This window comes from Polaromonas sp., from assembly GCF_030682935.1.
Lineage (GTDB): Bacteria > Pseudomonadota > Gammaproteobacteria > Burkholderiales > Burkholderiaceae_C > Polaromonas.
Genome location: NZ_JAUXNA010000252.1, coordinates 1 through 23,618, shown reverse-complemented (window position 1 = coordinate 23,618; position 23,618 = coordinate 1). Strand labels below are relative to the sequence as shown.

Here is a 23,618-nt window from a genome sequence, read left to right as displayed (position 1 = left end):
AACCGCTTCAATTTGCCGCTGAGCGACGAACAGGCCCGGCAAATCGCGTTTTACAAGCCGGCTGCAGACAGCCCCGAGATGCAGTACCTGCATGCGCGGCGCGCGGCGCTGGGCGGCTACCTGCCCAAGCGCGACACCACGGCGCAGCTTATTCCCGTGCCGGCCCTGCCCAGCTACGCCCAGTTTGCACTGGCCGCCGGTGGCAAGGAAATGAGCACCACCATGGCCTTCGTGCGCATGCTCGGTGGCCTGCTCAAAGACCCGGCGCTGGGCCCGAAGATCGTTCCCATCGTCGCGGACGAAGCGCGCACCTTCGGCATGGCCAACCTGTTCAAGCAGGTCGGGATTTATTCCAGCGTCGGCCAGCGTTACGCGCCCGAAGACATCGGCTCGGTGCTGAGCTACCGCGAAGCGCTCGACGGCCAGATCCTGGAAGAAGGCATCAGCGAAGCCGGCGCGCTGGCCAGCTGGACGGCCGCCGCCACCAGCTACAGCGTGCATGGGCTGGCGATGCTGCCGTTTTATATTTATTACTCGATGTTCGGCTTTCAGCGCGTGGGCGACCAGATCTGGGCCGCCGCTGACCAACGGGCACGCGGATTTTTGCTGGGCGCCACCTCGGGCCGCACCACGCTGGGCGGCGAAGGCCTGCAGCACCAGGACGGTACCAGCCATCTGGTGGCGGCAACCATTCCCAACTGCAAGGCCTACGACCCGGCGTTCGCCTGCGAGCTGGCCGTCATTGTGGACCGTGGCATGCAGGAAATGATGGTGGAGCAGCAAGACGTTTTTTATTACGTGACCCTGATGAACGAGAACTACGCGCAGCCCGACCTTAGGCCCGGGACGGAGGCGGACATCATTCGCGGATGCTATCAATTAAATAGCTACTCACACCCGTCAGATAAGGACAACAGTACAAAAACGCTTAAAAATGTGACACTGATGGGCTCCGGTGCCATCCTGACGGAGGTGATCAAGGCGGCACAACAATTGGCTGATCTGGGCATACGGGCAACGGTGTACAGCGTGACCAGCTGGAGCGAACTCGCGCGCGATGGGGCCGTTTGCCAGCAACGCACGCTCAAGGGGCAGGATGCCGGCCATCAGCCGTTCATTACCGGGCTTTTGCAAGACAGCCAGGGGCCCATCATCGCCGCCACCGACTACGTGCGCGCCGTGCCGGAAAGCATTCGCGCTTTCCTGCCTGAAGGCCGCTCCTACCTGACGCTGGGCACCGACGGCTTCGGGCGCAGCGATACACGGGCCGCACTGCGCGAGTTTTTTGGCGTCAATGCGCAAAGCATCGTCAAGGCGGCGCTGCATCGGCTGAAGGTGAAGTAAAGCACGGGAAGGCAACAAACCCGTGTGCGGTGAACCGCGCACGGGCTTTCATCCAGGCCTGGGACAACCCGAGCGAAGACTTACTTGGGCAGCATCACCTTGTCGACCACGTGGATCACGCCATTGGACTGGTAGACGTCGGCAATCGTGACCTTGGCCGCGCCGCCTTTTTCGTCCGTAATCGTCACGCCGCCCATGGCGGAGGTCGCCGTCAGGTTGCCGCCGGCCACGGTTTTGAGCGTCGCCTTGCCGTTGCCTGCGGCAATAGCTTTGGTCAGCGCGGCCGCATCCATCTTGCCGGCCACGACGTGGTAGGTCAGGATGCCGCTCAGCATGGCGTTGCTTTCAGGCTTGAGCAGCGTGTCCACCGTGCCGGCGGGCAGCGCTGCAAAGGCGGCGTTGGTCGGTGCAAACACGGTGAAGGGACCTGCGCTTTTGAGGGTGTCCACCAGCCCGGCGGCCTTGACGGCAGCCACCAGCGTGGTGTGGTCCCTGGAATTGACCGCGTTGTCGATGATGTCCTTGCTCGGCAGCATGGACGCACCGCCCACCATGACCTGCGCGAAGGCGGAGGCGCCCGCCATCGACATGGCCAGTGCGAGGCCCAGCGACGCGAGTTTGTGTTTTGTTTGCATATGGATTCCTTGAGGTTGAAGTTGAGACATGAGCCGAAACCAGATTGATTTAAAAGCGGCTGTTATGAATACGGGGCCAGGCAGCCACTGGATTCAAACGGGGGTGAAGTCTCAACATCTTTCTCAGGGCATCAGGGTCGTCCAACGTGAACCGGGTTGCTGCAGACCGCCCGCCACAACTCAGGCGCTGCGCTCAAGGAACGAGCTGATCGCTTGCGGAAAAATCAGGTGTTCCTGCGTGAGCACGCGGGCCGCCAGTGCGTCGGCGGTGTCGCCGGGCAGCACCGGCACCACGGCCTGCGCCAGGATGGCGCCGTGGTCCAGCTCGGCCGTCACCTGGTGCACGGTCGCGCCCGCCACCTGACAGCCCGCGTCAATGGCGCGCTGGTGCGTGTGCAGGCCCGCAAAGGCCGGCAGCAGCGAGGGGTGGATATTGATCAGCCTGCCCGCATAGTGCTTCACAAAGCCGGGCGTGAGGATGCGCATGAAACCCGCCAGCACCACCAGCTGCGGCGCATGCAGGTCAATCCTCGCCGCCAGCGCCGCGTCAAAGGCCTCGCGCGAATCAAAACCGCGGTGCGACACCAGATCGGTCGCAAGGCCCAGGCTTTTGGCCAGCACCAGCCCTTGGGCGTCGGCCTGGTTGCTGATCACGGCGGCAATCCGCAGGCCGCGCTTTTCTTGCCAGGCTTCTTTTTGGGCGGTCTTGGCAATGGCGGCCATGTTGGAGCCACCGCCAGAAATCAGGATCACGATGTTTTTCATTGTCTTAAGATTATCCCCATGAGAACCCTTACCCCCCTGGAAGCCCGCGTGCTGGCCACCCTGATGGAAAAAGCCCGCACTGTACCCGACAGTTACCCGCTGTCGCTCAATGCCTTGCTGCTGGGCTGCAACCAGAAAACCAGCCGCGACCCGATGATGGACGTAACCGAAGCCCAGGCCCAGGCGGCGATTGATGCGCTCAAGGCACTGAGCCTGGTGTTTCAGGCCAGCTCCAGCCGGGTGCCGCGTTTTGAGCACAATTTTCAGCGTGGCTTCGGCGTCAGCGAGCCGCAAGCGGTGCTGCTGGGGCTGCTCATGCTGCGCGGGCCGCAAACGCCCGGCGAGTTGCGCACCAACAGCGAACGCTGGTACAAGTTTGCCGACATCGCCAGCGTGGAGGACGCGTTGGGCGAACTCAAGGCGCGCGGCGAAGACAGCGGCGTGATCGCGGTCGTGCAGTTGCCCCGGGCCGCCGGCATGCGGGAGCAGCGCTGGGTGCACCTGCTTTGTGGCGAGGGCGCTTTATCGGCTTTTCCGCCGGTCAATGCGGGCGATACTGCCATTGATTCTGAAGCAGAGCCGGTGTCTCTAGGCCAGGCCGAACGCCTGCAGCAGCGCCTGGAAACGCTGGAAACCCAGGTCCTGCAGCTGCAAACCCAGCTCGCCCATCTGCAAAAAGAGCTGGGCGTGTCTCAAGCCTGACAGCACGGCGCGAACGGGCGTGCTAAAAACGCGGCACTGGAGAACTTGCCATGGATTTAGCTTTCACCCCTGAAGAACAGGCCTTTCGCGAAGAGATACGCGCGTGGGTCCGTGCCAACCTGCCGGCTGACATTTCGCACAAGGTGCACAACGCCTTGCGCCTGTCGCGTGACGACATGCAGCGCTGGGCCAAAATCCTCGGCCAAAAAGGCTGGCTCGGACACGGCTGGCCCAAGGAATTTGGCGGCCCCGGCTGGAACGCGGTGCAAAAGCACCTGTTTGAAGAAGAATGCGCGCTGGCCGGCGCTCCCCGCGTGGTGCCGTTTGGCCCCGTCATGGTCGCGCCCGTCATCATGGCCTTTGGCAATGCCGAGCAGCAGCAACGCTTTTTGCCCGGCATCGCCAGCGGCGAAGTCTGGTGGAGCCAAGGCTACAGCGAACCAGGCGCAGGCTCCGACCTGGCCTCGGTCAAGTGCAAGGCCGAGCGTCAGGGCAACAGCTACATCGTCAACGGCCAAAAGACCTGGACCACGCTGGGCCAGTACGGCGAGTGGATTTTTTGCCTGGTCCGCACCGCTACTTCCGGCAAGCCGCAAGCCGGCATTTCCTTTTTGCTGATCGACATGAAGTCGCCCGGCGTCACCGTGCGCCCCATCAAGCTGCTGGACGGCGAGTGCGAAGTCAACGAAGTCTGGTTTGACAACGTGGAAGTGCCGGCCGAGAACCTGATTGGCGAAGAAAACAAGGGCTGGACCTACGCCAAGCACCTGCTCAGCCACGAGCGCACCAACATTGCCGATGTGAACCGCACCAAGCGTGAGCTGGAGCGCCTCAAGCGCATTGCGAAAGCCGAAAACGTCTACGACGACCTGCGTTTCCGCGACGAAATCGCCAAACTTGAAGTCGACGTGGTCGCGCTTGAAATGCTGGTGCTGCGCGTGCTGTCGGCTGAAAAGTCCGGCAAGAACTCGCTGGACATCGCGGGCCTGCTCAAGATCCGCGGCAGCGAAATCCAGCAGCGCTACAGCGAACTGATGATGCTGGCCGCAGGCCCCTTCAGCCTGCCCTTCATTCAGGAAGCCATGGAAGCAGGCTGGCAAGGCGACTTCCCGGGTGCGGCCCTGAGCGATGCGCCGCTGGCCTCCACCTACTTCAACATGCGGAAAACCACGATTTACGGCGGCTCCAACGAAGTGCAGCGCAACATCGTGTCGCAAGTCGTGCTCGGTTGATGAGACCAGATTTAAAGGACAAGCACCATGGATTTTGATTTCACGGACGAGCAGGAACAACTTCGCGATGCAGTTCGCAAGTGGGTGGACAAAGGCTACAACTTTGATCGCCGCTGCGGCATTGCCAAGGCGGGCGGATTTTCCCGCGAGGCCTATGGCCAGCTGGCCGATCTGGGCCTGGCGGGCCTCTACATTTCCGAGGCGCAGGGCGGACTCGGCATGGGGCCTGTCGAAGGCATGGTTGTCATGGAGGAACTCGGGCGCGGCATTGTGCTGGAGCCCCTGGTCCAGACGCTGATCGCGGGCGGCGTGCTCTCGGGCTACGCACCCGCCGCAGTCCAGGACGCCTGGCTGTCAAAAATCGCCTCGGGCGAGGGTCTGGTGGTGCTGGCGTACCAGGAACGCGCGGCCCGCTACAAGTTTGAAAATTGTGAGGCAAAAGCGACTCCAGCGCAGGATGGATGGACGTTAAGCGCTACCAAAAGCATAGTGCCTTCCGGCGACCAGGCAGATGCCTTCATCGTGCCCGCCATGGCCAACGGCAAGATGGCGCTGTTCCTGGTCGAACGCGCCGCCGCAGGCGTCAGCACGCGGGGCTACGGCACGCAAGACGGCGCACGCGCCGCAGAAGTCATGCTGAACAACGCGCCCGCCAGCCTGATTACGCTCGACGGCCTGACCGCGCTGGCGCATGCGATCGACATCGGCATTGCCGCCAGCTGTGCCGAAGCGGTGGGCGTGATGGACAAAACCCTGGCCATCACGGTGGAGTACATGAACACGCGCAAACAGTTTGGCGTGGCCATCAGCAGCTTTCAGGCCCTGCGCCACCGGGTGGCCGACATGAAGATGCAGCTGGAACTGGCCCGCTCCATGAGCTACTACGCATCGCTCAAGCTCAATGCGCCTGCCGAAGAACGCCGCCGGGCAATGGCCCGGGCCAAGTACCAGTTGGGCGTTTCCATGCGTTTTGTGGGCCAGCAGGCGGTGCAGCTGCATGGCGGCATTGCGGTCACCGACGAGTACATCGTGAGCCACTACTTCAAGAAGCTGACCCAGCTGGAGATGACCTTTGGCGACACGCTGCACCACCTGGGCGAGGTGTCGCGCCAGATGCAGGACACGGCTGGCGTGTTCGCCTGAACTTTACCCGCGCATTGCCTGAGTTCCAGTACACCGTGACTCAGGCGTGCAGGCGGGACGTTTTGGGCAGATGCGCCATCAAAAACTCCATCTGGTCGGCCAGAATGCGGCGATTGCGCAAAATGAAATCTTCCCACAGGCTGGGCACATAAGGCGTGTAGAGCAACGGCATGCCGGCCTGCTCGGGTGTGCGGTGGCTTTTTCGGTGGTTGCAGGGCCGGCAGGCGGTCACCACGTTCATCCAGACATCGATGCCGTTTTGGGCAAAGGGAATGATGTGTTCGCGCGTCAGGTCTTCTTCGTTTAAATGCCCGCCGCAGTAGGCGCACACGTTGCGGTCACGCGCAAACAGCTTGCTGTTGGTAAGCCCGGGCTTGAGTTCAAACGGATTGATGTTGGGCACGCCCCGGGTGCCAATGATGCTGTTGACCGTGATGATGGACTGCTGGCCCGTGATGGCGTTGTGGCCGCCGTGAAAGGTGGCAATGCGCGCACCCATCTCCCAGCGCACTTCGTCCGTCGCGTAATGCAACACAGCCTCTTCAAGGCTGATCCAGGATTGCGGCAACCCTTGGGCGGAGAGCTTCAAAACCTTCAAAACGAACCTCCATGAACATGGAAACACGGTATCTAGCAGTTAATTTGTCAATATACAGCGAAATCATGAAGCCAGCATGAAGACCCCCATGGCAAAGCGGCTCACACGCATGATTTGCCCGCTTCAAGCGCATTCAGGCGAACCCCGCCGCCATAGAAACGATAATCGCGCCCATGAAAGTCTTTCGCGGCTACCGACACCCCCAACTGGCGCCGCAGTGCGCCCTGACCATCGGCAATTTCGACGGCGTTCACCGTGGCCACCAGGCCATGCTGGCGCTGCTTAAAAACGAAGCCCAGCATCGCGGTTTGCCGAGTTGCGTCATGAGCTTTGAGCCGCATCCGCGTGACTATTTCGCGGCGCTCGCCCGCAAGCCCGAACTGGCGCCCGCGCGCATTGCCACGCTGCGCGACAAGCTCACCGAGCTGACGCGCTGCGGCATCGACCAATGCGTGGTTCTGCCCTTCAATGCACGGCTGGCAGCGCAGCCGCCCGAAGCCTTCATTCAGGATGTACTGGTGCGTGGCCTGGGCGTCCAGTACGTGCTGGTGGGCGATGATTTCCGCTTCGGCACCAAACGCACAGGCGACTACGCCATGCTGGACGCCGCCGGTGTGCGCCAGGGTTTTGATGTCGCCCGCATGAACAGCTACGAGGTGCACGGCACCCGCGTCTCAAGCTCGTCCGTGCGCCAGGCGCTGGCGCAGGGCGACATGGACCAAGTGGCGGGCCTGCTGGGGCGGCCCTACAGCATCTCGGGCCATGTGGTGCATGGCCGCAAACTGGGCCGGGATCTGGGCTTTCGCACGCTCAACCTGCGGTTTTCGCACTGGAACCCGGCTGCCAGCGGGATTTTTGCCGTGAGGGTAGCGGGCCTGGACGCGCAGCCCCTGCCCGGCGTCGCCAATCTGGGCATACGGCCTTCGCTCGACCCCGCCGACGTCAACGGCGGGCGCGTGCTGCTGGAAACCCATTGCCTCGAATGGCCGGAGCACCTTGGCCCGGAAGGGGCGTACGGTAAAATTATCCGCGTGGAACTGCTACACAAACTGCACGACGAACTGAAATACGACGGTCTGGACAGCCTGAAAGCGGGCATTGCCAAAGACTGCGACGATGCGCGGTCGTTTTTTGCCCAGGCTGCCCCGTCTTTTTCGGCCTCCCTGCACACACAAACGGGCCGCCAGACCACACGCGACCGAATTTAGACGATCCCGTCGCCCGGCTTTCGCCTGCATGCCCGCCAGCGAACAGCTCACTCCCCCTTTTTCCTGAATTTTTCTGCGGCTCCGCCTCTTCAGTCCGCCGCCAACAAAAGCACCCATGTCTGACAAAAAATCCGATTACCGCAGCACCCTGAACCTGCCCGACACCCCTTTCCCGATGCGCGGCGACCTGCCCAAACGCGAGGCAGGCTGGGTCAAGGACTGGGAAGACAAAGGGCTCTACAGGCAACTGCGCGATGCGCGCAGCGGCGCCGCGAAGTTTGTCCTGCACGACGGCCCGCCGTATGCCAACGGCAAGATCCATATCGGCCACGCCGTCAACAAGGTGCTGAAAGACATGGTGGTCAAGGCGCGCCAGCTCAAGGGACTGGACGCCGTCTATGTACCGGGCTGGGACTGCCATGGCCTGCCGATTGAAAACGCCATTGAAAAACTGCATGGCCGCAGCCTGCCGCGCGATGAAGTGCAGGCCAAAAGCCGCGCCTTTGCCACCGAGCAGATCGCCGGCCAGATGGCCGACTTCAAACGCCTGGGCGTGCTCGGCGAATGGGACAACCCCTACCGCACCATGGATTTCGGCAACGAAGCCAATGAAATCCGCGCGCTCAAACGCATCATGGAACGCGGCTTTGTCTACCGTGGCCTCAAACCCGTGTACTGGTGTTTCGACTGCGGCTCATCGCTGGCCGAGTTTGAAATCGAATACGCCGACAAGAAATCGCAGACGCTGGACGTAGCCTTCAAATGCGCCGAGCCCGAGAAACTGGCCGCCGCCTTTGGTCTGGACAGCCTCGCCAAAGACGCCTTTGCCGTGATCTGGACCACCACCGCATGGACCATACCGGCCAACCAGGCGCTGAACCTGAACCCCGAACTCGAGTACGCGCTGGTCGACACCGAACGCGGCCTGCTCGTGCTGGCGGCCGTGCTGGTCGACAAATGCCTGGAGCGCTATCAGCTCACGGGCACGGTAGTGGCGACCACGCTGGGCAAGAACCTGGCGCTGCTGAACTTCATGCACCCGCTGCATGACGTGGATGCCGGCTACCGGCGCCTGAGCCCGGTGTTTCTGGCCGACTACGCGACCGCCGACGACGGCACGGGCCTGGTGCATTCCTCGCCTGCTTACGGAGTGGAAGACTTTAACTCCTGCGTGGCCAACGGCATCGCCTACGACGACATCCTGAACCCGGTGCAGGGCAATGGCCGCTACGTCGACGAGCTGCCGCTGTTTGGCGGCCTCAACATCTGGAAAGCCTGCCCCCTCGTGATCGAGACGCTGCGCGAGCACGGCCGCCTGTTTGCCACCGAGAACATCACGCACAGCTACCCGCACTGCTGGCGCCACAAGACGCCGGTGATTTACCGCGCTGCCGCCCAGTGGTTCATCCGCATGGACGAGGAAACCGCCGGAACCCAGGGCGTGTTCCCCAAGGACAAGGCCGAAAAAACCCTGCGCCAGCTGGCCCTGGCCGCGATCGAAGAAACCAGTTTTTACCCGGAAAATGGCAAGCTCCGCCTGCAGGGCATGATTGCCGGCCGGCCCGACTGGTGCATCAGCCGCCAGCGCAACTGGGGCGTGCCGCTGCCCTTCTTCATCCACACCGCCACGGGCGAGTTGCACCCGCGCACCATGGAGATCATGGACCAGGCCGCCGATATGGTGCAGGCCGGCGGCATCGAGGCCTGGAGCAAGGCCAGCGCCGAATCCATCATCGGCACCGACGCGCCTGACTACATCAAGAGCACGGACATTCTCGACGTCTGGTTTGACTCGGGCACCACCCACGCGCATGTGCTGCAACACAGCCACGCGGCGCAATCGACCTGGCCCGCAGACCTGTACCTGGAAGGCCATGACCAACACCGCGGCTGGTTCCACTCCTCGCTGCTGACCTCCTGCGCGATGTACGACCACGCGCCCTACAAGGGCCTGCTCACGCACGGCTTCACGGTGGACGGCAAGGGCCGCAAGATGAGCAAGAGCGAAGGCAATGTGGTGGCACCGCAAGAAGTCAGCGACAAGCTGGGCGCCGAGATCATCCGCCTCTGGTGCGCCTCCACCGACTATTCGGGCGACCTGGGCATTGACGACAAGATCCTGGCGCGCGTGGTCGATGCCTACCGCCGCATCCGCAACACGCTGCGCTTTCTGATGGCCAACGTGAGCGACTTTGACCCCATAAAAGATGCAGTGCCGTTTGACGAGCTGCTCGAAATCGACCGCTACGCGCTGAGCCGTGCGGCGCAGCTGCAGGCCGACATCCTGGCGCACTACGAGGTCTATGAATTCCACCCGGTCGTGTCCAAACTGCAAATCTATTGCAGCGAAGACCTGGGCTCCTTCTACCTCGACATCCTGAAAGACCGGCTCTACACCACCGGCCCGAAGTCGCTGGCACGCCGCAGTGCGCAAACCGCGCTGCACGCCATCACCCACGCCATGCTGCGCTGGATGGCGCCGTTCCTGAGCTTTACCGCCGAGGAAGCCTGGACCATCTTCGGCCAGTCGGAGTCGATCTTTCTGGAAACCTACGCCGACCTCGGCACGCCCGACCAGGCGCTGCTGGCCAAGTGGAACCGGATTCGCGAGATCCGCGATGCCGTCAACAAGGACATCGAAGCCCTGCGCACCGAGGGCAAGGTGGGCTCCTCGCTGCAGGCCAACGTGTCGCTGCAGGTGAAGGCCGACGACCTCGCGCTGCTGGCCAGCCTGGGCGACGACCTGAAGTTTGTCTTCATCACATCCGCTATTGATTTAGTAGCTGGAGAGAACCTACAGTCGGGCGTCAACGCCAGCTCTTCCATTAAATGCGAGCGCTGCTGGCATTACCGCGATGACGTCGGGATCAACCCCGCCCACCCCACGATTTGTGGCCGCTGCACCAGCAACCTGCATGGCGCGGGTGAAGACAGGAAGTTTGCCTGATGGCCAAAATCACCTTCGGAAAATCATCGTCCAGCATGCTGCCCTGGCTGGGCCTGGCGTTGATCCTGCTGATTGCCGACCAGTTCACCAAAGTGCTGATCCTCGGCTATTACCGCCTCGGTGACGCCACCACCGTGACCAGCTTCTTCAATATTGTGCGGGTCCACAACACCGGCGCGGCCTTCTCTTTCCTGGCGTCGGCGTCGGGCTGGCAGCGCTGGTTTTTCACCGCCATCGGCGTGGTGGCGGCGCTCTTCATTGTGTGGATGCTCAAGTCGCATCCCGGGCAGAAGCTGTTCTCGTTCGCGCTGGCCTGCATTTTGGGCGGTGCGGTGGGCAACGTGATTGACCGCACCCTGCACGGCTATGTGGTGGACTTCCTGGATGTCCACTACGCAGGCTGGCACTTTCCGGCGTTCAACATTGCCGACGCCGCGATCAGCATAGGCGCTGCCTGCCTGATCCTCGATGAGTTGCTGCGGGTAAGACGCGCGAAAGGGTAAGCCCCGGGCAACGGTCTAACCAGCGGCGCTTACTCTGAACGGGCCCTGCCTCTTGCGCGGTAGGGGTAGACCCCGTTGATGCCCAGATCCGAATCACCGTTCATCATCGTTTCGCCCCGGCGCTGCGCCTCAAGCAGCTCCGCCTTCACCTCCGCACGCGTGCGACCGGGTGTGGCCGCCACCGCGCCACCGGGGTAGCGCAGGGTAAAGGCCGAATCCGAATCGCCACCCGCAAAAACCTCGCCGTTGCGCCGGGCCTCAAGCAGTTCCGCCTGGACTTCAGCGCGCGTTTTGCTTGATGCGGTGGCCCTGGCCGGGTACTGCCGGGGTGACAACTCATTGAGCATCCTGCCGCTCTCCCCGTCCGCCATGACCTCGCCCCTTTGCTGGGCTTCAAGCAGTTCGGCCCGGACCTGCTCACGTGTTTTGGGCGCGCCCGGATCTTGCGCCAAAGCAGAACCTGAGGCCACCGCCAAAACCAAGACGGACGCGATTTTCAAGCGGTTGTTCATGATGAACCTCCTTCAACAGTCAAACCCAAGAACCGGAGAAGGAACTGAAGTCAGCTCGGTCCAGCCTTGGCGAGCCGTATTTTTTTGACGACTCCCTGTTTTGACTGGTGCCTTCAAGGCGAAGTTTCAGGAAAGATGTTTCCAGACCGGGGGCATTCCCTTCAATAGGTAATCGCTGTTTCAAAAGCAGTCTGCCCCCCTGTGCGGCACGCCTTACAACGTCAAAATGCTGCAACCCGTGGTCTTGCGGGCTTCCAGCGCACGGTGCGCCTCGGCCACATCGGCCAGCGAAAAACGCTGGTCAATGCGGATCTGTACCTTGCCGCTGCTGACCATGTCAAACAAATCATCGGCCATCTGCTGCGTGGTTTCGCGCGTGGCAATGTGGGTGAACAGCGTGGGCCTCGACACATACAGCGAGCCCTTGGCCGCCAGCAAGCCGATGTCCAGCGGCTCGACCTTGCCCGAGGCGTTGCCGAAATTGGCCAGCAGGCCAAACGGGCGCAGGCAATCGAGCGACTTAAGAAAAGTATCCTTGCCAACGGAGTCATAAACCACTTTCACGCACTGGCCGCCGGTGATTTCCTTGACGCGGGCGACGAAATCTTCGGTGGCGTAGTTGATGACAAAGGCCGCGCCATGGTCCCTGGCCAATGCACATTTTTCATCCGATCCGGCCGTGCCGATCAACTGCAGGCCCATCGCCCTGGCCCACTGGCAGGCAATCAGGCCGACGCCGCCAGCGGCGGCATGAAACAGCACGAAGTCGCCCGCCTTCAGCCCGCCTTGCGGCTGCGTGCGGCGCAGCAGGTACTGCGCGGTCAGGCCCTTGAGCATCATGGCCGCGCCGGTCTCGAAAGAAATCGCGTCGGGCAGCTTGCACACGCATTTGGCGGGCATCACGCGCACTTCGCAGTAGCTGCCCGGCGGCTGGCTGGCATACGCGGCGCGGTCGCCCACCTGGAGGTGGGTCACGCCCTCACCGACGGCCTCCACCACGCCCGAGGCTTCCATGCCCAGTTGCAGCGGCATCGGCAGCGGATACAGGCCGCTGCGCTGGTAAACGTCAATAAAGTTCAGGCCTATGGCCTTGTGGCGGATGCGGATCTCGCCCGGACCCGGCTCGCCCACCTGGACCTCGACCAGTTTGAGTTCCTCGGGGCCGCCGGGCTGGTCAATGCGTACGGCTTTGGAGCGGATGGGAGTCATGAAAAATTTCCTGGTTTTCTGTGGGTAGGGTAGGCAAAAAAGGCAACAGGCCGCTATCGTGCCATGAATCAAGCGGCGCTGCCCTTGCCGGGGCGTGGCACCTTGCCAGCTTGGTAAAGTCCCGGGTATGAATCAACGCCTGACCCCCGCTACCGCCCTGCTTTTGGTGCTGCCTCCTTTGCTCTGGGCGGGCAACGCCGTGGTGGGCCGTCTGGTCTACGATCTGGTTCCGCCCATGACGCTGAACTTTCTGCGCTGGGCACTGGCTTTTGTGATTCTTTTGCCGCTGGCCCACCGGATACTGCGGCGCGGCAGCGCCATGTGGCTGAACTGGAAGCGCTTTGCGTTGCTGGGACTGCTGGGTGTGGGCTGCTACAACGCCCTGCAATACCTGGCGCTGCAAACATCGACGCCACTCAATGTGACCCTGGTCGCATCCAGCATCCCGGTCTGGATGCTGCTGGTGGGCGGCCTTTGCTTCGGGCAGCGGGTCTCGCGCCAGCAGATTGCCGGCGCCTTGATGTCGATCGCTGGCGTACTGGTCGTACTGTCACGCGGGCAGTGGGCGCTGCTGGTAGAGGTCCAACTGGTGCCCGGGGATGTTTATGTGCTGCTGGCCACGCTGGCCTGGGCGTTTTACAGCTGGCTGCTGTCGCAGCCCAAGGATCCACCTGAACTTCGCCGCGACTGGGCGGGATTTTTAATGGCGCAGATTGTGTTTGGCCTGGGCTGGTCGGGCCTGTTTGCGGGCGGTGAATGGGCGCTGACCAATGCGCACATCAGTTGGGGCTGGCCGCTGGTGACGGCGCTGCTGTATATCGCCATTGGCCCGGCCGTGATCGCCTATCGCTGCTGGGGCATGGGCGTGCAGCGCGTCGGTCCGGCCATTGCCGGCTTTTTCTCCAACCTCACGCCGCTGTTTGCCGCCCTGCTGTCAGCGGCCTTCATGGGCGAGCTGCCGCATCTTTACCATGCACTGGCCTTCGGACTGATTGTGGGCGGGATTGTGGTGTCGGCGCGGCGCTAAGCTGCCCGCCTCAATTTCCACGGTTACCGCCCAGGGACGGGAACTCTGGTCTGGGGCTGTCAGATGCGGGTTGACGCAATGCGGCGAGCCGCCTTGTCATACTTTCGATCTCGATGGTCTGACCGGCCATGATCTCTTCAGCCAACTGGCGGGTTGCCGGATCGCGGCCATGCTTGAGTACCAGCCGCGCCATGTCAACCGCACCCGCGTGGTGAGGAATCATCATGGCCAGAAAATCCACATCTGCATTGCCGCTGTAGCCCGGCGCATGCATGTCCTGCATCATGCGCGCCATGCCAGCATCCATGCCTGCTTGAAATACAGGCGCTGAGTCCGCCTGCATGGCGGCATGGTCATGACCATGGGCGGGCTGCGCCACGGCGCTGCCCGCCAGAACTGCCATGGTGACGGCCAGCGCAAGTCTTGCCCGTATCCTGGCGGCTGCACTCATGCCGTTTGTCCCTTCACCCCGGGCCGCACGTACACCAGATTAATGCTCTTCTTGTTGCGCAGGCCGCCCGAAGGCAGATTCAGGTTGCCCAGCGGAATTTGCGCAATGAAGTTCGGCTTGAACGGGTCGCTGATGTCAAAAGCGCTGCACACGGTCTGGCCGGCATTGGGCGTACCCGGCAATTCATCTTGTTCATGGGCGACGTACAGCAAGGTGTTTTCAGGATTGGTCCACAGGCCGTGTGATTCGCGGCCATGGCTGAAAAAGCTACCCACCAGTCTGCGCTCGCCGGTTTTAGCACCACGGTCAATGATGGCAATCTGGCTCGATGCCACGCCACCAGGGCCGCTGTCGTCCACCCGCGACAGGCTGGCATACACCACGGCGCCTTTGGCATTGGCCACAAACTCCACATGGTTGGGCCGCCCCATGGCCCCCAGAGGCACGTTGTCGAGCAGCTCAAAACCCTCGCGCGTCGAACGGCACGATACCGCGTCCGCCAGTTTGTGGGAAAACCAGACCTCCTTGCCGTCAGGCGTGGTTTTCATGAAGGGCGTGAAGCCCAGTTTGTCCTGGGCGCTGATATCGAGCGTGCTCAGATGCTTCGGTTGCGAGTGGCCATCGGCGCCTGGGTTGACACGAAACACATCGACCTTGGACACCTTCTGGCTGGCCACAAAAGCCAGCGTGCCTTCGCGGTTGAACCAGACCTGCGCCGGGCCGTTCAGTGTGGGCAGAAACTGGCGCACAGACGAAACGTCGGAGCCTCGCAACTGCCGCAACGCGCGGTCCACATCCAGAATGGCAATGCGATCCTCACCGCGCAGCGTGACCCACAGCTCCTTGCCATTGCGGGTGAACGTGGGCTCATGGGGCTCGCGCCCCAGCAGGATACCGCTGGAAAGGCGTTCCGGATTGGTGGTGGGTCCGGCAGCCGGATTGGGCGTGTTGCCGATCACGCGCTTTTCCACCGCGTCGATCAGGTAAATATTGCTGGAGCCACGCCCGCTGGTGGCCAGCAAGCGACCATCCGGTGAAGGTACGGCACCGTGCGCATCAATGCAGCCGTGGTACAGCGGCTTGTGAATCATCGCCGCATGGGTCGGTGCGACGCCCGCAGTGATGTAGCGAAACGGCGGGCGCGCATCTTCATCGAAGCTGGTCAGGTTGATGGTGGTCTCTACCGTGTTGGTGCGCGGGTCAATCACCACCAGCGTATTGGAGTCTTCATTGGTGATGAAGACGCGGTCGCGGGGATCTATTGCACCCGTGGCATTTTGGGCAAAGCTGGCTGGCAGTGCGGCCGCAGCAGCGGCGGCAGCGGTGTATTTAAGAATTTCTCGGCGATTGGCGTTCATGAAGTTTCCTTGAAAAATTGGTTTCAGTTAAAAAGGGGAGATATCCCAAAGTCAGAGCGGCTTACCAAATGACCGGGGGAGCTGGCGCTGCGGCTGATGCAAGCTGCTTTGTCCTGAAAATTCACCCCCGGCTGAGCTGCCGATAGACCTCTTTGGACACGCGCATCAATTCATCGCGATCCGAACCACCCGAAATGGCGTAACCAAAGTTTTTGTCTACCCAGTAAAAGACCTTGACCGGGCCATCCTTTGCGAACCGGAAAGCCGTTTCTGACTGGCCTGAAGGCTTGGGCACTTCACGGGTGACATAAAGCGTGAGCCGCTGACCCGTGCTGTCGTGGTACATGAACTGCGCCACCGGTCCGGTGTCACCCGGCAGCAAGCGCCCGCCTATCAGTTCATAGCCCACGCTATTGAGGCTGGGCGGCTTGACCTCGGTACCCAGGCGCTTGGACAGCCAGGTCACCAGTTGCTGCTCCTGGTCGGCACCCACCTCCACCGGCCGCCGGACGTCAGGGCTGTAGACCACGTGGGCCACAGCCGCCCGGCGCGCAAAACCGCTCAGGTCTCCATCTTGGTAGGCGAGCACAGAGGGGTTCGTGCGGGAGGCGAGTCGGGCTGCACTGGCATCAATAGATCCACGCGCGAACCAGGCAGAGCTGGCACTCACCACGGCAATAGCCACACCCGCAGCCAGACCGCGCCAGGGCCATACGATGGCATCGGGTCGCAGCGGGAGGCGCAAGGGCAGCGGTTCCTGAAGCACCGGATTCAGCAGATGGCGCAGCGATTCATTTTGGCTTTTCCAGTCCTGTACGCAATGGCGTTCATCGGGCCGGGTACGCAGAAATTGCTCGACCTCGGCCCGTCGTGCCGACGGCAGTTGATGGTCGGCATAGGCATGCAAATCAACCTCAGTGATCGGTGTTGTGCCGGTGGGGGGAGTCAGCTTGATTTTTTCCATATCATTTCACGCTCTGAAGTTTGCAGGTCACTTCGCGTCCTTCCAGTTCAGCCCGCAGGCGCTCGCGCGCGCGCGACAGCCGCGACATCACCGTACCCATCGGGACGCCAAGCACACCGGCCACTTGCTGGTAGCTCATTTCCTCCACGCCGACGAGCAGCAGTACCGCCCGTTGTTCGGGCGGAAGTCGTTGCAGCGCCCGGTCCAGATCACGCACCTCAAGCCGATCGGATTGCGTCGCGCGAGCAGGCGACTCTGCAAGCTCATCGCCTGCGGACTGCTCGGGTGCGCTGCGCTGGGTGCGCAGCCGGTCTATGAACAGGTTATGCATGATGCCAAACATCCAGGCCCTGACCTCACCCCGCCGTTGCCACAATGCGAATCGCCCCCAGGCGCGCTCCAGCGTGTCTTGCACCAGGTCGTCGGCACGCTCGCGGTCAGAGGTCAGCCCGCGCGCATAGCGGCGCAAGCTGGGAATGCAGGCAACGATATCCGCTTCGTCTTGAGCGCGCATGGAATCAGCGTGACTTGACTTGAGAAAAATTCAATTCATGCCTGCCTCAAGGCTTGATGACATGCCAGATGTTCTTGAAATTGTCGCCGCTGCGGTCACCCGCTTTGGTGTCCGATGCGTAGAGATAAATCGGCTTGCCTTTGTAAGCCCACTGCCTGGCGCTGTCGTCGCGGGTGATGATCGTCAACTCGCCCTCGGGCTTGGCATCGGCGCCGGCCATCACCGGCGGCCACAGGCCGGCACAAGGTCCGTTGCAAACGCTCTTGCCACTGCCGGCCGTGTCGTTATCGAAGGTGTAAACCGTCTTGCCTGCAGCCGTCACCATCACACCATCCAAAGCCTTGATGGGAGATTCAGCATGTGACAAAGGCGCAAAGAGTGCAGCGGCACAAGAAATCATGAAGGCTGGAAATAACCGGGTTTTCATGGGGGGTGAGTCCTTAGGGGTTGAAGTCTGGAGTAGACAACCGGATAGACGGAACTCCCCCACGCTTTATTCCGGTATTTGTGAAATTTCTGCAAGATATTTTTGCAGCCCCCCCACATTCACCACCCCACCTTGCGCTCGAAGTAATCGACAAGATCCTCCCCAGGCTCAGCTTTCAAGGTCAAAATTGGTATGCAGTTACACCGCCCTGCTTAAAAAGTTCCGCCGAATGCGCCGCCGTCGACCTGCAACCAGCACCTGCGCGCAGCCAAACCCCAGCCCCTTGCTGGCACCGCACACCAGCGACCACTTTCCTGAACCTCCTAAATCCATACGGATTACTTAATGTCGTGAGAGTGAGGTGCCCCCCATGATACGGAGTCTGACCGTCAGGCGGGAACAGCAAAGAGGACTTGATGACGGCAAAAGCCCCGGCGTTTTTTGACGCCGCCAACCAGAATTGACAAATACGCAAATACAGTCAACCATCCATCAAATATACTGAAATATTTATATTCGAATTGTAAAAACGAAATACGGTCGGCATGAGCAAGCGCAGTTTCATTTCATCGGGTAGACGCCAAACGTGTGCAGCGACCTTGATGGCCTGTTTATTTTTGAGCGCCTGCAGTCCACCTGCACTGATGGCCAACAATACCGCGATGCAGAACAGCGCCCCGCCAGCATCCATGAATTCAACTTATGGCCAGGCCTTGCGTGTCATTGTCAAATTCAGAAATGCGGTGCCTTACCGTGATGAAGCCTTCCTGCAGGACATCGGCCAAAAAATTCATGCGCCTATCATCTTCATCAGCAGTGTCGCGCCCGATACCCATGTGTATCGAATTGAGCCCCAGACCGGCCAGAGCCACGCCGACATCCTGCAGCGCCTGGCAGGCCTTCCCTACGTGCTGCGGGTCGAAGCCGACACCGTGGCCAGACCGTCCTGAATCTGTGCAGGCACGGCCGCCCCGGTAGGCGCTTCGCGGTGCAAGCAGGTGATGGACCGTACGCATAGGCACCCTTTCTTGGGCCCTGCAACCAGAAAGAGAAGAAATCATGAAAACAAAAAAGAACTTCAGGCCTTTGGGCGCTGCTGTCATGGCACTGTCCATCGCGACGGCCAGCGCCCTATCCATCGCGCAGCTTGCACCCGAGGGGAAAACTTTTTCTAAGGCACAAGCCACGGCGTTTGCCGGACCGCTGCAAACGGAGCGCCGGCTGGACCGCCTGATTGTCAAATTCAAGGACAAAGCCGTTACGCGCGCAGGCGTGTTTGACTTCAACGCGGCACGGAGTCAGGTGTCAATGCTTCAGACCGGCACGGCGTTGAAGTCGCTCAACACCAGTGCGGCCAACTTGTCGTACCTGAAATCGGTGACCGCAGAGACCCATGTGGTCATCACGGGCCAGAAGCTCAGCCGCGCGGAATTGTTCGCGCTGGCCAAGCAGATCGAGCAGGACGCCAGCGTGGCTTATGCCGAAATCGACGAAATAGTCCAGCCGCTGTTCACGCCCAACGACCCGCAGTACCAGAGTCAGCAGTGGCACTATCAAACGCCAGCCACCGTCCCCGGTGGCGCCAACCTGCCCACGGCCTGGGACCTCTCCACCGGCTCTGGTGCGGTGGTGGCCGTGATCGACACCGGTTTCCGCCCGCATGCGGATCTGGCTGCAAACCTGTTGCCGGGCTATGACTTCGTCAGCGACCTCACCATGGCCAACGACGGTGATGGACGCGACAGCGACGCATCCGATCCAGGGGATTGGTGCGGTACAGACTCGCCTCCCAGCAACAGCAGCTGGCACGGCACCCATGTGGCCGGCACCATCGCCGCGGTCACCAACAACGGCGTGGGCGTGGCCGGCGTGGCGTTTGGCGCAAAGGTCCTGCCGGTGCGCGTGCTCGGCGTTTGTGGCGGCCACATCTCTGACATTGCTGCCGGCATGCGGTGGTCGGCAGGGCTGAGCGTGCCCGACGTGCCAGCCAATCCGAACAAGGCCAAGGTGCTGAACCTGAGCCTGGGGGGGAGCGGATCGTGCAGTGATACCTTTCAGGGTGCCGTCAATGCCGCGCGCGCTGTGGGCAGCATCGTGGTGGCGGCCACAGGCAACGACGGAAAGACAGTTATCAGTCAACCCGCCAATTGCGCCGGCGTGATTGCGGTGACTGCCCATACCAAGCTGGGCGACAACGCCGACTACGCCAACATCGGTGCCGGCACGGCCATCAGCGGCCCGGGCGGTGGTGCTGGCACTTTGGTGGCAGGTGACGGCGCCCTGGTGTACTCCACGCTGAACACCGGAACCACCACCCCGGTGGCCGACAGCTATGCGGGATACCAGGGCACCAGCATGGCCGCGTCCCATGTGGCGGGCGTTGCCGCCCTGCTGGCCAGCCTGCAACCGGCCATCACTCCGGACACCCTTGGCTCTGTGCTGGCCAGCTCAGCCCGGCCGCACCCGCCTGGCACGTTCTGCGCGCCCCGCACCGACTGCGGTGCCGGCCTGGTCGATGCCCGGGCAGCGCTTGACCGCCTCAACTCACTGGCACCGACGGTGGCCGCTTCCGTCAGTCCGACCGGAGTCCGGCCCACCGGCTCGACCATCAGCTTCACGGCGACGGCCTCGGCGGGCAACAGCGGCAACACCACGTTCAGCTACCAATGGACGCAAATGGCCGGTCCCGCAGTGAGTTTGAGCAGCACTACAGCGGCCGCAACCTCTTTTCTTGCGCCTTCGCCCGGGGCCAGCTACACGTTCAAGGTGAACGTCACGGATGGCGCGGGCTTGTCTGCTTCAAACCAGGTCAGCGTCAGGTCCAACACGGCCCCGGTTCTGAGCCCGATTCCGGTCCAGAGCGTGATTCAGGGCGGCAATCTGAGCTTTACCGCTTCAGCGGCTGATGCAGAAAATAATCCTGTCATGTTTGTTGCCAACAGTCTTCCCGCAGGTTCCAGCTTCGATGCGGCCACCGGCGTATTCAGCTGGGATGCAGCAGGCCCCGCTGGAGATTACAGCCTTACCATTACACCCAACGACGGTATTTTCAGCGGCATCCCCCAGACTGTGTTGATTGCGGTCACGGCATCTGGCGCTGCAGGTGGTGGTGGTGGTGGCGGATCGATGGGCTGGCCTGATGTGCTCGCCCTGCTATCACTGACGGCACTCGGCGTTTACTTTGGCCGCCGTTACGGCCCGAAACGTTAAAACCAGCAATACCAGGCCCATACCGCCCAGCGCACCGGCAATATGGGCTGGGCGGTAAACAGGAAAACGCCATCCACCCAGTGGCGCGGCAGGCAGACTGCCCGCCTCCAGCCAAAGCTTCAAGGCCATCAAGCCCAACACCGCGATAGACAGCCCGAGCGTCCAGCGTGACGATGACACACGGAGCGAATTGCAATGCGCATCCGCAGACTGGCGCTGTGAACGAGCTGCAAAGGCCATGCTCACGGCATTGCCGGCCAACAGCCCGTGCAGTGCACCCGAAGCTCCCGCGTAGTAGCTGCAATTCGGATCGAGCGCCACCACCACAGCCACCCCCATGTAGCCGCCGCACAAGGCCAGCATCTGAAGGGGCCACCGGAGCCAGGAAGCGCACGTAAAAATAATCATCGCAAACGCAAAAGCATTTGCGGCGGCATGCCAGTTACTTAAATGCACCAACTGCGCGCTTAGTAGCTGCCACACGGCACCCCGCTCATAGTCAGCCCGCGAAAACCGCAACAGTTCAGACGCCCCAGGCCAAATTTGCAGCCCCAGCGTAAGCAATACAAAAAAAGTTGCGAGACGGCCCCACGCCGCTGGACCGCCTGCTCCCCCGATTACTGGCCGGAAATTCAATATCCGATGTACGGGTAACCACATGCAGCTACCTCAATAAGCCCCCGGATACGCGCCGCCGTCGGCCAGCACGTTCTGGCCGGTCATGTAGCCGGCGTGCACACTGCACAGAAAGGCACAAATCGCGCCAAACTCTTCAGGCGTTCCAAAGCGCTGCGCCGGTATATTTTTTCGGCGCGCGTCCATCACGGCCTCGATCGGTTGGCCGGTTTTTTCGGCCGCGCCCTTCATGGTGCCCTTGAGGCGGTCGGTGTCAAAGGCACCGGGCAGCAGGTTGTTGATGGTGATGCCCTGGGCAGCGATCTTGCTGCGCGCTACCCCCGCCACAAAACCGGTCAGGCCGCTGCGCGCGCCGTTCGAGAGGCCCAGGATGTCGATCGGTGCCTTCACCGCGCTGGAAGTGATGTTGATGATGCGGCCAAAGCCGCGCGCCGCCATGCCGTCAACCGTGGCCTTGATCAACTCGATCGGCGTCAGCATGTTGGCGTCGACCGCTTTGATCCACGCGTCCCTGTCCCAGTCGCGGAAATCACCGGGCGGCGGACCGCCGGCGTTGGTCACCACGATGTCGAAGTCCTTGCGCACCGCAAAGACGGCGGCGCGGCCTTCTGCCGTGGTGATGTCTGCAGCAACAAATTGCACGGTAGCGCTAGCTGGGCGGGCGCTGTCAGCTATTAATTTGTTGGCAGCCGCCTCCAGAACTTCGGCGCCGCGCGCCACGATCAGCACATGCACGCCTTCCCTTACCAGCGCCTGCGCGCAGCCAAAGCCAAGACCCTTGCTGGCGCCGCACACCAGCGCCCATTTGCCTTCAATACCCAAATTCATGTTGATTCCTTTATAACAGTCATAACAACGGTGCCTTGGGAGAGCCTCCCTAGCGGCCCGCCCTGGTAAACACAAAAATCCCGGCAATCACCAGCATGGTGCCCGCAGCCACCCAGGCGGTGAAGGGTTCGCCCAGAATCACCGCCCCCATCAAAATCGTGGACAAAGGGCCGACCATGCCGGTTTGCGCCGCCAGGCTGGCGCCAATGCGCTCGATCGCCATCATCACCATCAGCACGGGCAAGGCCGTGCACAGGGTGGCATTGAGCAGCGACAGCCAGATCACCTCGGGCGCCACGGCGGCAGCGCTCAGGGGTCTGAGCAGCACAAACTGCAGCAGACAAAGCAGGCAGGCCACCGTGGTGGCCAGACCGACCAGCCGCAATGAGCCCAGACGCTGGACCAGCTCGCCGCTGTAGACCAGATAAACCGCATAACTGACTGCGCTGAGAAACACCAGCAAAGCGCCCAGGGCCGTCGAAGCCGCATCGTCGCCTTGCAGCGTGATCTCGTGACCAAACACCAGCACCACACCACAGTAGCTGATGGCCATGCCCATCATTTGCCGCGGCGTGATGCGCCGCTGGTACAGCACCAGCCCCATCAGCAGGACCAGCGTGGGATTGAGGTACAAAATCAGCCGCTCCAGCGAGGCGCTGATGTGCGCCAGCCCGGCAAAGTCGAGAAAGCTGGCCAGGTAGTAGCCGGTAAATCCTAGCCAGAGCACGCCCAGCCAGTCTTTGCGCGTCAGAGCTGCTTTGCCCCGGCTGGCCCACCAGGCCATCACGGCAAAAATCGGCAGCGCAAACAGCATGCGGTACATGATCAGCGTGACGGCATCGACGCCATGGCGGTAAGCCAGCTTCACGATGATGGCCTTGCCACTGAACGCGATCGCGCCCAAGGTGGCGAGCAGCAAGCCGGCAGCTATGCTTTTGGGAGCTTCTTGCGCCCGCGCCTGCTGGGCTGGAGGAACTTTTTGTCCTGAACTATTACTCAAAATGTCTTTTTGGAAGCCCGCAGCCTGAGCGTCATGCTGCTGAGTGTCGCACGGGACGTGGCGGCTGTCATCGGGCCTCAGCGCGCCCACACCCTGCCCGTCAGGGATGATCCTGATGGCAGGGTGTTTAGCGCGCCGTCAATCCTCGACGAAAGCTTCTTCCCGCTTGTTTTTCACCGCAGGCAGCAGCACGATCACCAGCATCAAGACACCGGCTGCGAGCAACCCGGCTGACAGCGGACGCGTCACGAACACGCTCCAGTCGCCGCGCGACAGCAGCAGCGCACGGCGCAGGTTTTCCTCCATCATGGGGCCCAGAATAAAGCCCAGCAGCAAGGGAGCAGGTTCAGCGCCCAGCTTGACGAAGATGTAACCAATCACGCCAAACAGGCCCACCATCCAGAC

23 protein-coding genes and 3 pseudogenes are annotated in these 23,618 nt (G+C 61.8%); 10 read left to right on the top strand and 16 right to left on the bottom strand.

All coding sequences use genetic code 11. The annotated features are described in order from the left end of the window. Positions 1-1,344, top strand: a pseudogene (locus tag Q8K05_RS11595) (pyruvate dehydrogenase (acetyl-transferring), homodimeric type); the annotation flags it as partial. A gap of 80 nt (positions 1,345-1,424) precedes the next feature. On the opposite strand, the gene Q8K05_RS11590 reads toward Q8K05_RS11595, so the two are convergent. Then, complete coding sequence (locus tag Q8K05_RS11590) at positions 1,425-1,979, bottom strand: fasciclin domain-containing protein (RefSeq protein ID WP_305246756.1); 555 nt, start codon at positions 1,977-1,979, stop codon at positions 1,425-1,427. Between the two features lie 180 nt (positions 1,980-2,159). Then, on the bottom strand, positions 2,160-2,744 hold the full coding sequence (gene purN / locus Q8K05_RS11585; protein ID WP_305246755.1) for a phosphoribosylglycinamide formyltransferase: 585 nt from the start codon (positions 2,742-2,744) through the stop codon (positions 2,160-2,162). 18 nt (positions 2,745-2,762) lie between these two features. On the opposite strand from purN, the gene Q8K05_RS11580 reads away from it, so the two are divergent. From Q8K05_RS11580 to Q8K05_RS11570, 3 genes are read left to right on the top strand one after another with little or no spacing between them, the layout of a single operon-like run. Next, entirely contained in the window at positions 2,763-3,446 is a 684-nt protein-coding gene (locus Q8K05_RS11580) for a YceH family protein (RefSeq protein WP_305246754.1), read from the top strand. Between the two features lie 50 nt (positions 3,447-3,496). Beyond that, complete coding sequence (locus tag Q8K05_RS11575; RefSeq protein ID WP_305246753.1) at positions 3,497-4,678, top strand: acyl-CoA dehydrogenase family protein; 1,182 nt, start codon at positions 3,497-3,499, stop codon at positions 4,676-4,678. A 27-nt stretch (positions 4,679-4,705) separates the two neighbouring features. Next, a complete protein-coding gene (locus Q8K05_RS11570; RefSeq protein ID WP_305246752.1) occupies positions 4,706-5,821 on the top strand; it encodes an acyl-CoA dehydrogenase family protein in 1,116 nt (371 codons plus the stop codon). A gap of 40 nt (positions 5,822-5,861) precedes the next feature. Here Q8K05_RS11570 and Q8K05_RS11565 read toward each other — a convergent pair whose 3' ends face one another. Next, the gene (locus tag Q8K05_RS11565) at positions 5,862-6,419 is read right to left on the bottom strand and encodes an HNH endonuclease (RefSeq protein WP_305246751.1); all 558 of its coding nucleotides are present in this window, start codon (positions 6,417-6,419) and stop codon (positions 5,862-5,864) included. A 173-nt stretch (positions 6,420-6,592) separates the two neighbouring features. Here Q8K05_RS11565 and Q8K05_RS11560 point away from each other — a divergent pair, with 173 nt between their 5' ends. The 3 genes from Q8K05_RS11560 (at position 6,593) to lspA (ending at position 11,077) form a co-directional block, all read left to right on the top strand. Further along, a complete protein-coding gene (locus tag Q8K05_RS11560; RefSeq protein WP_305246750.1) occupies positions 6,593-7,627 on the top strand; it encodes a bifunctional riboflavin kinase/FAD synthetase in 1,035 nt (344 codons plus the stop codon). Positions 7,628-7,742: 115 nt separating this feature from the next. After that, complete coding sequence (gene ileS / locus Q8K05_RS11555) at positions 7,743-10,574, top strand: isoleucine--tRNA ligase (protein WP_305246749.1); 2,832 nt, start codon at positions 7,743-7,745, stop codon at positions 10,572-10,574. After that, positions 10,574-11,077, top strand: coding sequence for a signal peptidase II (gene lspA, locus Q8K05_RS11550; protein ID WP_305246748.1), 504 nt, complete (start codon positions 10,574-10,576; stop codon positions 11,075-11,077). The genes ileS and lspA overlap by 1 nt, the downstream gene beginning before the upstream one ends. A gap of 29 nt (positions 11,078-11,106) precedes the next feature. Here the strand turns inward: lspA and Q8K05_RS11545 are convergent, their stop codons facing one another. Continuing rightward, positions 11,107-11,589 carry a DUF4148 domain-containing protein gene (locus tag Q8K05_RS11545; protein WP_305246747.1) on the bottom strand — a complete coding sequence of 161 codons (483 nt, stop codon included), beginning with the start codon at positions 11,587-11,589 and terminating at the stop codon, positions 11,107-11,109. Between the two features lie 213 nt (positions 11,590-11,802). Next, a complete protein-coding gene (locus tag Q8K05_RS11540; RefSeq protein WP_305246746.1) occupies positions 11,803-12,798 on the bottom strand; it encodes a quinone oxidoreductase in 996 nt (331 codons plus the stop codon). Positions 12,799-12,925: 127 nt separating this feature from the next. On the opposite strand from Q8K05_RS11540, the gene Q8K05_RS11535 reads away from it, so the two are divergent. Continuing rightward, complete coding sequence (locus tag Q8K05_RS11535) at positions 12,926-13,825, top strand: DMT family transporter (RefSeq protein WP_305246745.1); 900 nt, start codon at positions 12,926-12,928, stop codon at positions 13,823-13,825. Between the two features lie 10 nt (positions 13,826-13,835). On the opposite strand, the gene Q8K05_RS11530 is transcribed toward Q8K05_RS11535, so the two are convergent. From Q8K05_RS11530 to Q8K05_RS11500, 7 genes and pseudogenes are all read right to left on the bottom strand, one after another. Then, positions 13,836-14,276 (bottom strand): DUF305 domain-containing protein, encoded by a 441-nt coding sequence (locus tag Q8K05_RS11530; protein ID WP_305246744.1) that lies wholly within the window; start codon positions 14,274-14,276, stop codon positions 13,836-13,838. Continuing rightward, complete coding sequence (locus tag Q8K05_RS11525) at positions 14,273-15,634, bottom strand: YncE family protein (RefSeq protein WP_305246743.1); 1,362 nt, start codon at positions 15,632-15,634, stop codon at positions 14,273-14,275. Before Q8K05_RS11525 ends, Q8K05_RS11530 begins: the two co-directional genes overlap by 4 nt. Positions 15,635-15,755: 121 nt before the next feature. Then, positions 15,756-16,598 carry an anti-sigma factor gene (locus Q8K05_RS11520; RefSeq protein ID WP_305246742.1) on the bottom strand — a complete coding sequence of 281 codons (843 nt, stop codon included), beginning with the start codon at positions 16,596-16,598 and terminating at the stop codon, positions 15,756-15,758. A 1-nt stretch (position 16,599) separates the two neighbouring features. After that, positions 16,600-17,112 carry an RNA polymerase sigma factor gene (locus Q8K05_RS11515; protein WP_305246741.1) on the bottom strand — a complete coding sequence of 171 codons (513 nt, stop codon included), beginning with the start codon at positions 17,110-17,112 and terminating at the stop codon, positions 16,600-16,602. Positions 17,113-17,158: 46 nt separating this feature from the next. Continuing rightward, positions 17,159-17,539, bottom strand: a complete 381-nt coding sequence (locus Q8K05_RS11510) for a hypothetical protein (RefSeq protein WP_305246740.1) — start codon at positions 17,537-17,539, stop codon at positions 17,159-17,161. Between the two features lie 249 nt (positions 17,540-17,788). Next, positions 17,789-17,872: pseudogene (locus Q8K05_RS11505) on the bottom strand (3-oxoacyl-ACP reductase); the annotation flags it as partial. 148 nt (positions 17,873-18,020) lie between these two features. Beyond that, positions 18,021-18,230: a hypothetical protein gene (locus tag Q8K05_RS11500; protein WP_305246739.1), complete on the bottom strand. Its 210-nt coding sequence runs from the start codon at positions 18,228-18,230 to the stop codon at positions 18,021-18,023. Here Q8K05_RS11500 and Q8K05_RS11495 point away from each other — a divergent pair. Both Q8K05_RS11495 and Q8K05_RS11490 read left to right on the top strand, forming a co-directional pair. Further along, on the top strand, positions 18,229-18,489 hold the full coding sequence (locus tag Q8K05_RS11495) for a hypothetical protein (protein WP_305246738.1): 261 nt from the start codon (positions 18,229-18,231) through the stop codon (positions 18,487-18,489). The genes Q8K05_RS11500 and Q8K05_RS11495 overlap by 2 nt on opposite strands. 109 nt (positions 18,490-18,598) lie before the next feature. After that, positions 18,599-20,749 carry a S8 family peptidase gene (locus Q8K05_RS11490; RefSeq protein ID WP_305246737.1) on the top strand — a complete coding sequence of 717 codons (2,151 nt, stop codon included), beginning with the start codon at positions 18,599-18,601 and terminating at the stop codon, positions 20,747-20,749. Here the strand turns inward: Q8K05_RS11490 and Q8K05_RS11485 are convergent. The 4 genes and pseudogenes from Q8K05_RS11485 to Q8K05_RS11470 all read right to left on the bottom strand — a co-directional run. Further along, complete coding sequence (locus Q8K05_RS11485; RefSeq protein WP_305246736.1) at positions 20,696-21,409, bottom strand: rhomboid family intramembrane serine protease; 714 nt, start codon at positions 21,407-21,409, stop codon at positions 20,696-20,698. The two genes, Q8K05_RS11490 and Q8K05_RS11485, sit on opposite strands and share 54 nt — an antisense overlap. A 9-nt stretch (positions 21,410-21,418) precedes the next feature. Then, positions 21,419-22,213: an SDR family oxidoreductase gene (locus tag Q8K05_RS11480; protein ID WP_305246735.1), complete on the bottom strand. Its 795-nt coding sequence runs from the start codon at positions 22,211-22,213 to the stop codon at positions 21,419-21,421. A 49-nt stretch (positions 22,214-22,262) separates the two neighbouring features. Then, positions 22,263-23,144, bottom strand: a complete 882-nt coding sequence (locus Q8K05_RS11475) for a DMT family transporter (protein ID WP_370868836.1) — start codon at positions 23,142-23,144, stop codon at positions 22,263-22,265. Positions 23,145-23,351: 207 nt separating this feature from the next. Then, positions 23,352-23,618 (bottom strand): annotated as a pseudogene (locus Q8K05_RS11470) (tripartite tricarboxylate transporter permease); the annotation flags it as partial.

Bases quoted from the DNA above. Each gene is read 5' to 3' on its own strand.
- purN (WP_305246755.1), bottom strand. From the start codon at position 2,744: ATGAAAAACATCGTGATCCTGATTTCTGGCGGTGGCTCCAACATGGCC.
- ileS (WP_305246749.1), top strand. From the start codon at position 7,743: ATGTCTGACAAAAAATCCGATTACCGCAGCACCCTGAACCTGCCCGAC.
- Q8K05_RS11495 (WP_305246738.1), top strand. From the start codon at position 18,229: ATGAATTCAACTTATGGCCAGGCCTTGCGTGTCATTGTCAAATTCAGA.
- Q8K05_RS11500 (WP_305246739.1), bottom strand. From the start codon at position 18,230: ATGGATGCTGGCGGGGCGCTGTTCTGCATCGCGGTATTGTTGGCCATC.
- Q8K05_RS11540 (WP_305246746.1), bottom strand. From the start codon at position 12,798: ATGACTCCCATCCGCTCCAAAGCCGTACGCATTGACCAGCCCGGCGGC.
- Q8K05_RS11545 (WP_305246747.1), bottom strand. From the start codon at position 11,589: ATGAACAACCGCTTGAAAATCGCGTCCGTCTTGGTTTTGGCGGTGGCC.
- Q8K05_RS11525 (WP_305246743.1), bottom strand. From the start codon at position 15,634: ATGAACGCCAATCGCCGAGAAATTCTTAAATACACCGCTGCCGCCGCT.
- Q8K05_RS11560 (WP_305246750.1), top strand. From the start codon at position 6,593: ATGAAAGTCTTTCGCGGCTACCGACACCCCCAACTGGCGCCGCAGTGC.
- lspA (WP_305246748.1), top strand. From the start codon at position 10,574: ATGGCCAAAATCACCTTCGGAAAATCATCGTCCAGCATGCTGCCCTGG.
- Q8K05_RS11570 (WP_305246752.1), top strand. From the start codon at position 4,706: ATGGATTTTGATTTCACGGACGAGCAGGAACAACTTCGCGATGCAGTT.
- Q8K05_RS11530 (WP_305246744.1), bottom strand. From the start codon at position 14,276: ATGAGTGCAGCCGCCAGGATACGGGCAAGACTTGCGCTGGCCGTCACC.
- Q8K05_RS11590 (WP_305246756.1), bottom strand. From the start codon at position 1,979: ATGCAAACAAAACACAAACTCGCGTCGCTGGGCCTCGCACTGGCCATG.
- Q8K05_RS11535 (WP_305246745.1), top strand. From the start codon at position 12,926: ATGAATCAACGCCTGACCCCCGCTACCGCCCTGCTTTTGGTGCTGCCT.
- Q8K05_RS11510 (WP_305246740.1), bottom strand. From the start codon at position 17,539: ATGAAAACCCGGTTATTTCCAGCCTTCATGATTTCTTGTGCCGCTGCA.
- Q8K05_RS11490 (WP_305246737.1), top strand. From the start codon at position 18,599: ATGAAAACAAAAAAGAACTTCAGGCCTTTGGGCGCTGCTGTCATGGCA.
- Q8K05_RS11515 (WP_305246741.1), bottom strand. From the start codon at position 17,112: ATGCGCGCTCAAGACGAAGCGGATATCGTTGCCTGCATTCCCAGCTTG.
- Q8K05_RS11520 (WP_305246742.1), bottom strand. From the start codon at position 16,598: ATGGAAAAAATCAAGCTGACTCCCCCCACCGGCACAACACCGATCACT.
- Q8K05_RS11575 (WP_305246753.1), top strand. From the start codon at position 3,497: ATGGATTTAGCTTTCACCCCTGAAGAACAGGCCTTTCGCGAAGAGATA.
- Q8K05_RS11480 (WP_305246735.1), bottom strand. From the start codon at position 22,213: ATGAATTTGGGTATTGAAGGCAAATGGGCGCTGGTGTGCGGCGCCAGC.
- Q8K05_RS11485 (WP_305246736.1), bottom strand. From the start codon at position 21,409: ATGTGGTTACCCGTACATCGGATATTGAATTTCCGGCCAGTAATCGGG.
- Q8K05_RS11580 (WP_305246754.1), top strand. From the start codon at position 2,763: ATGAGAACCCTTACCCCCCTGGAAGCCCGCGTGCTGGCCACCCTGATG.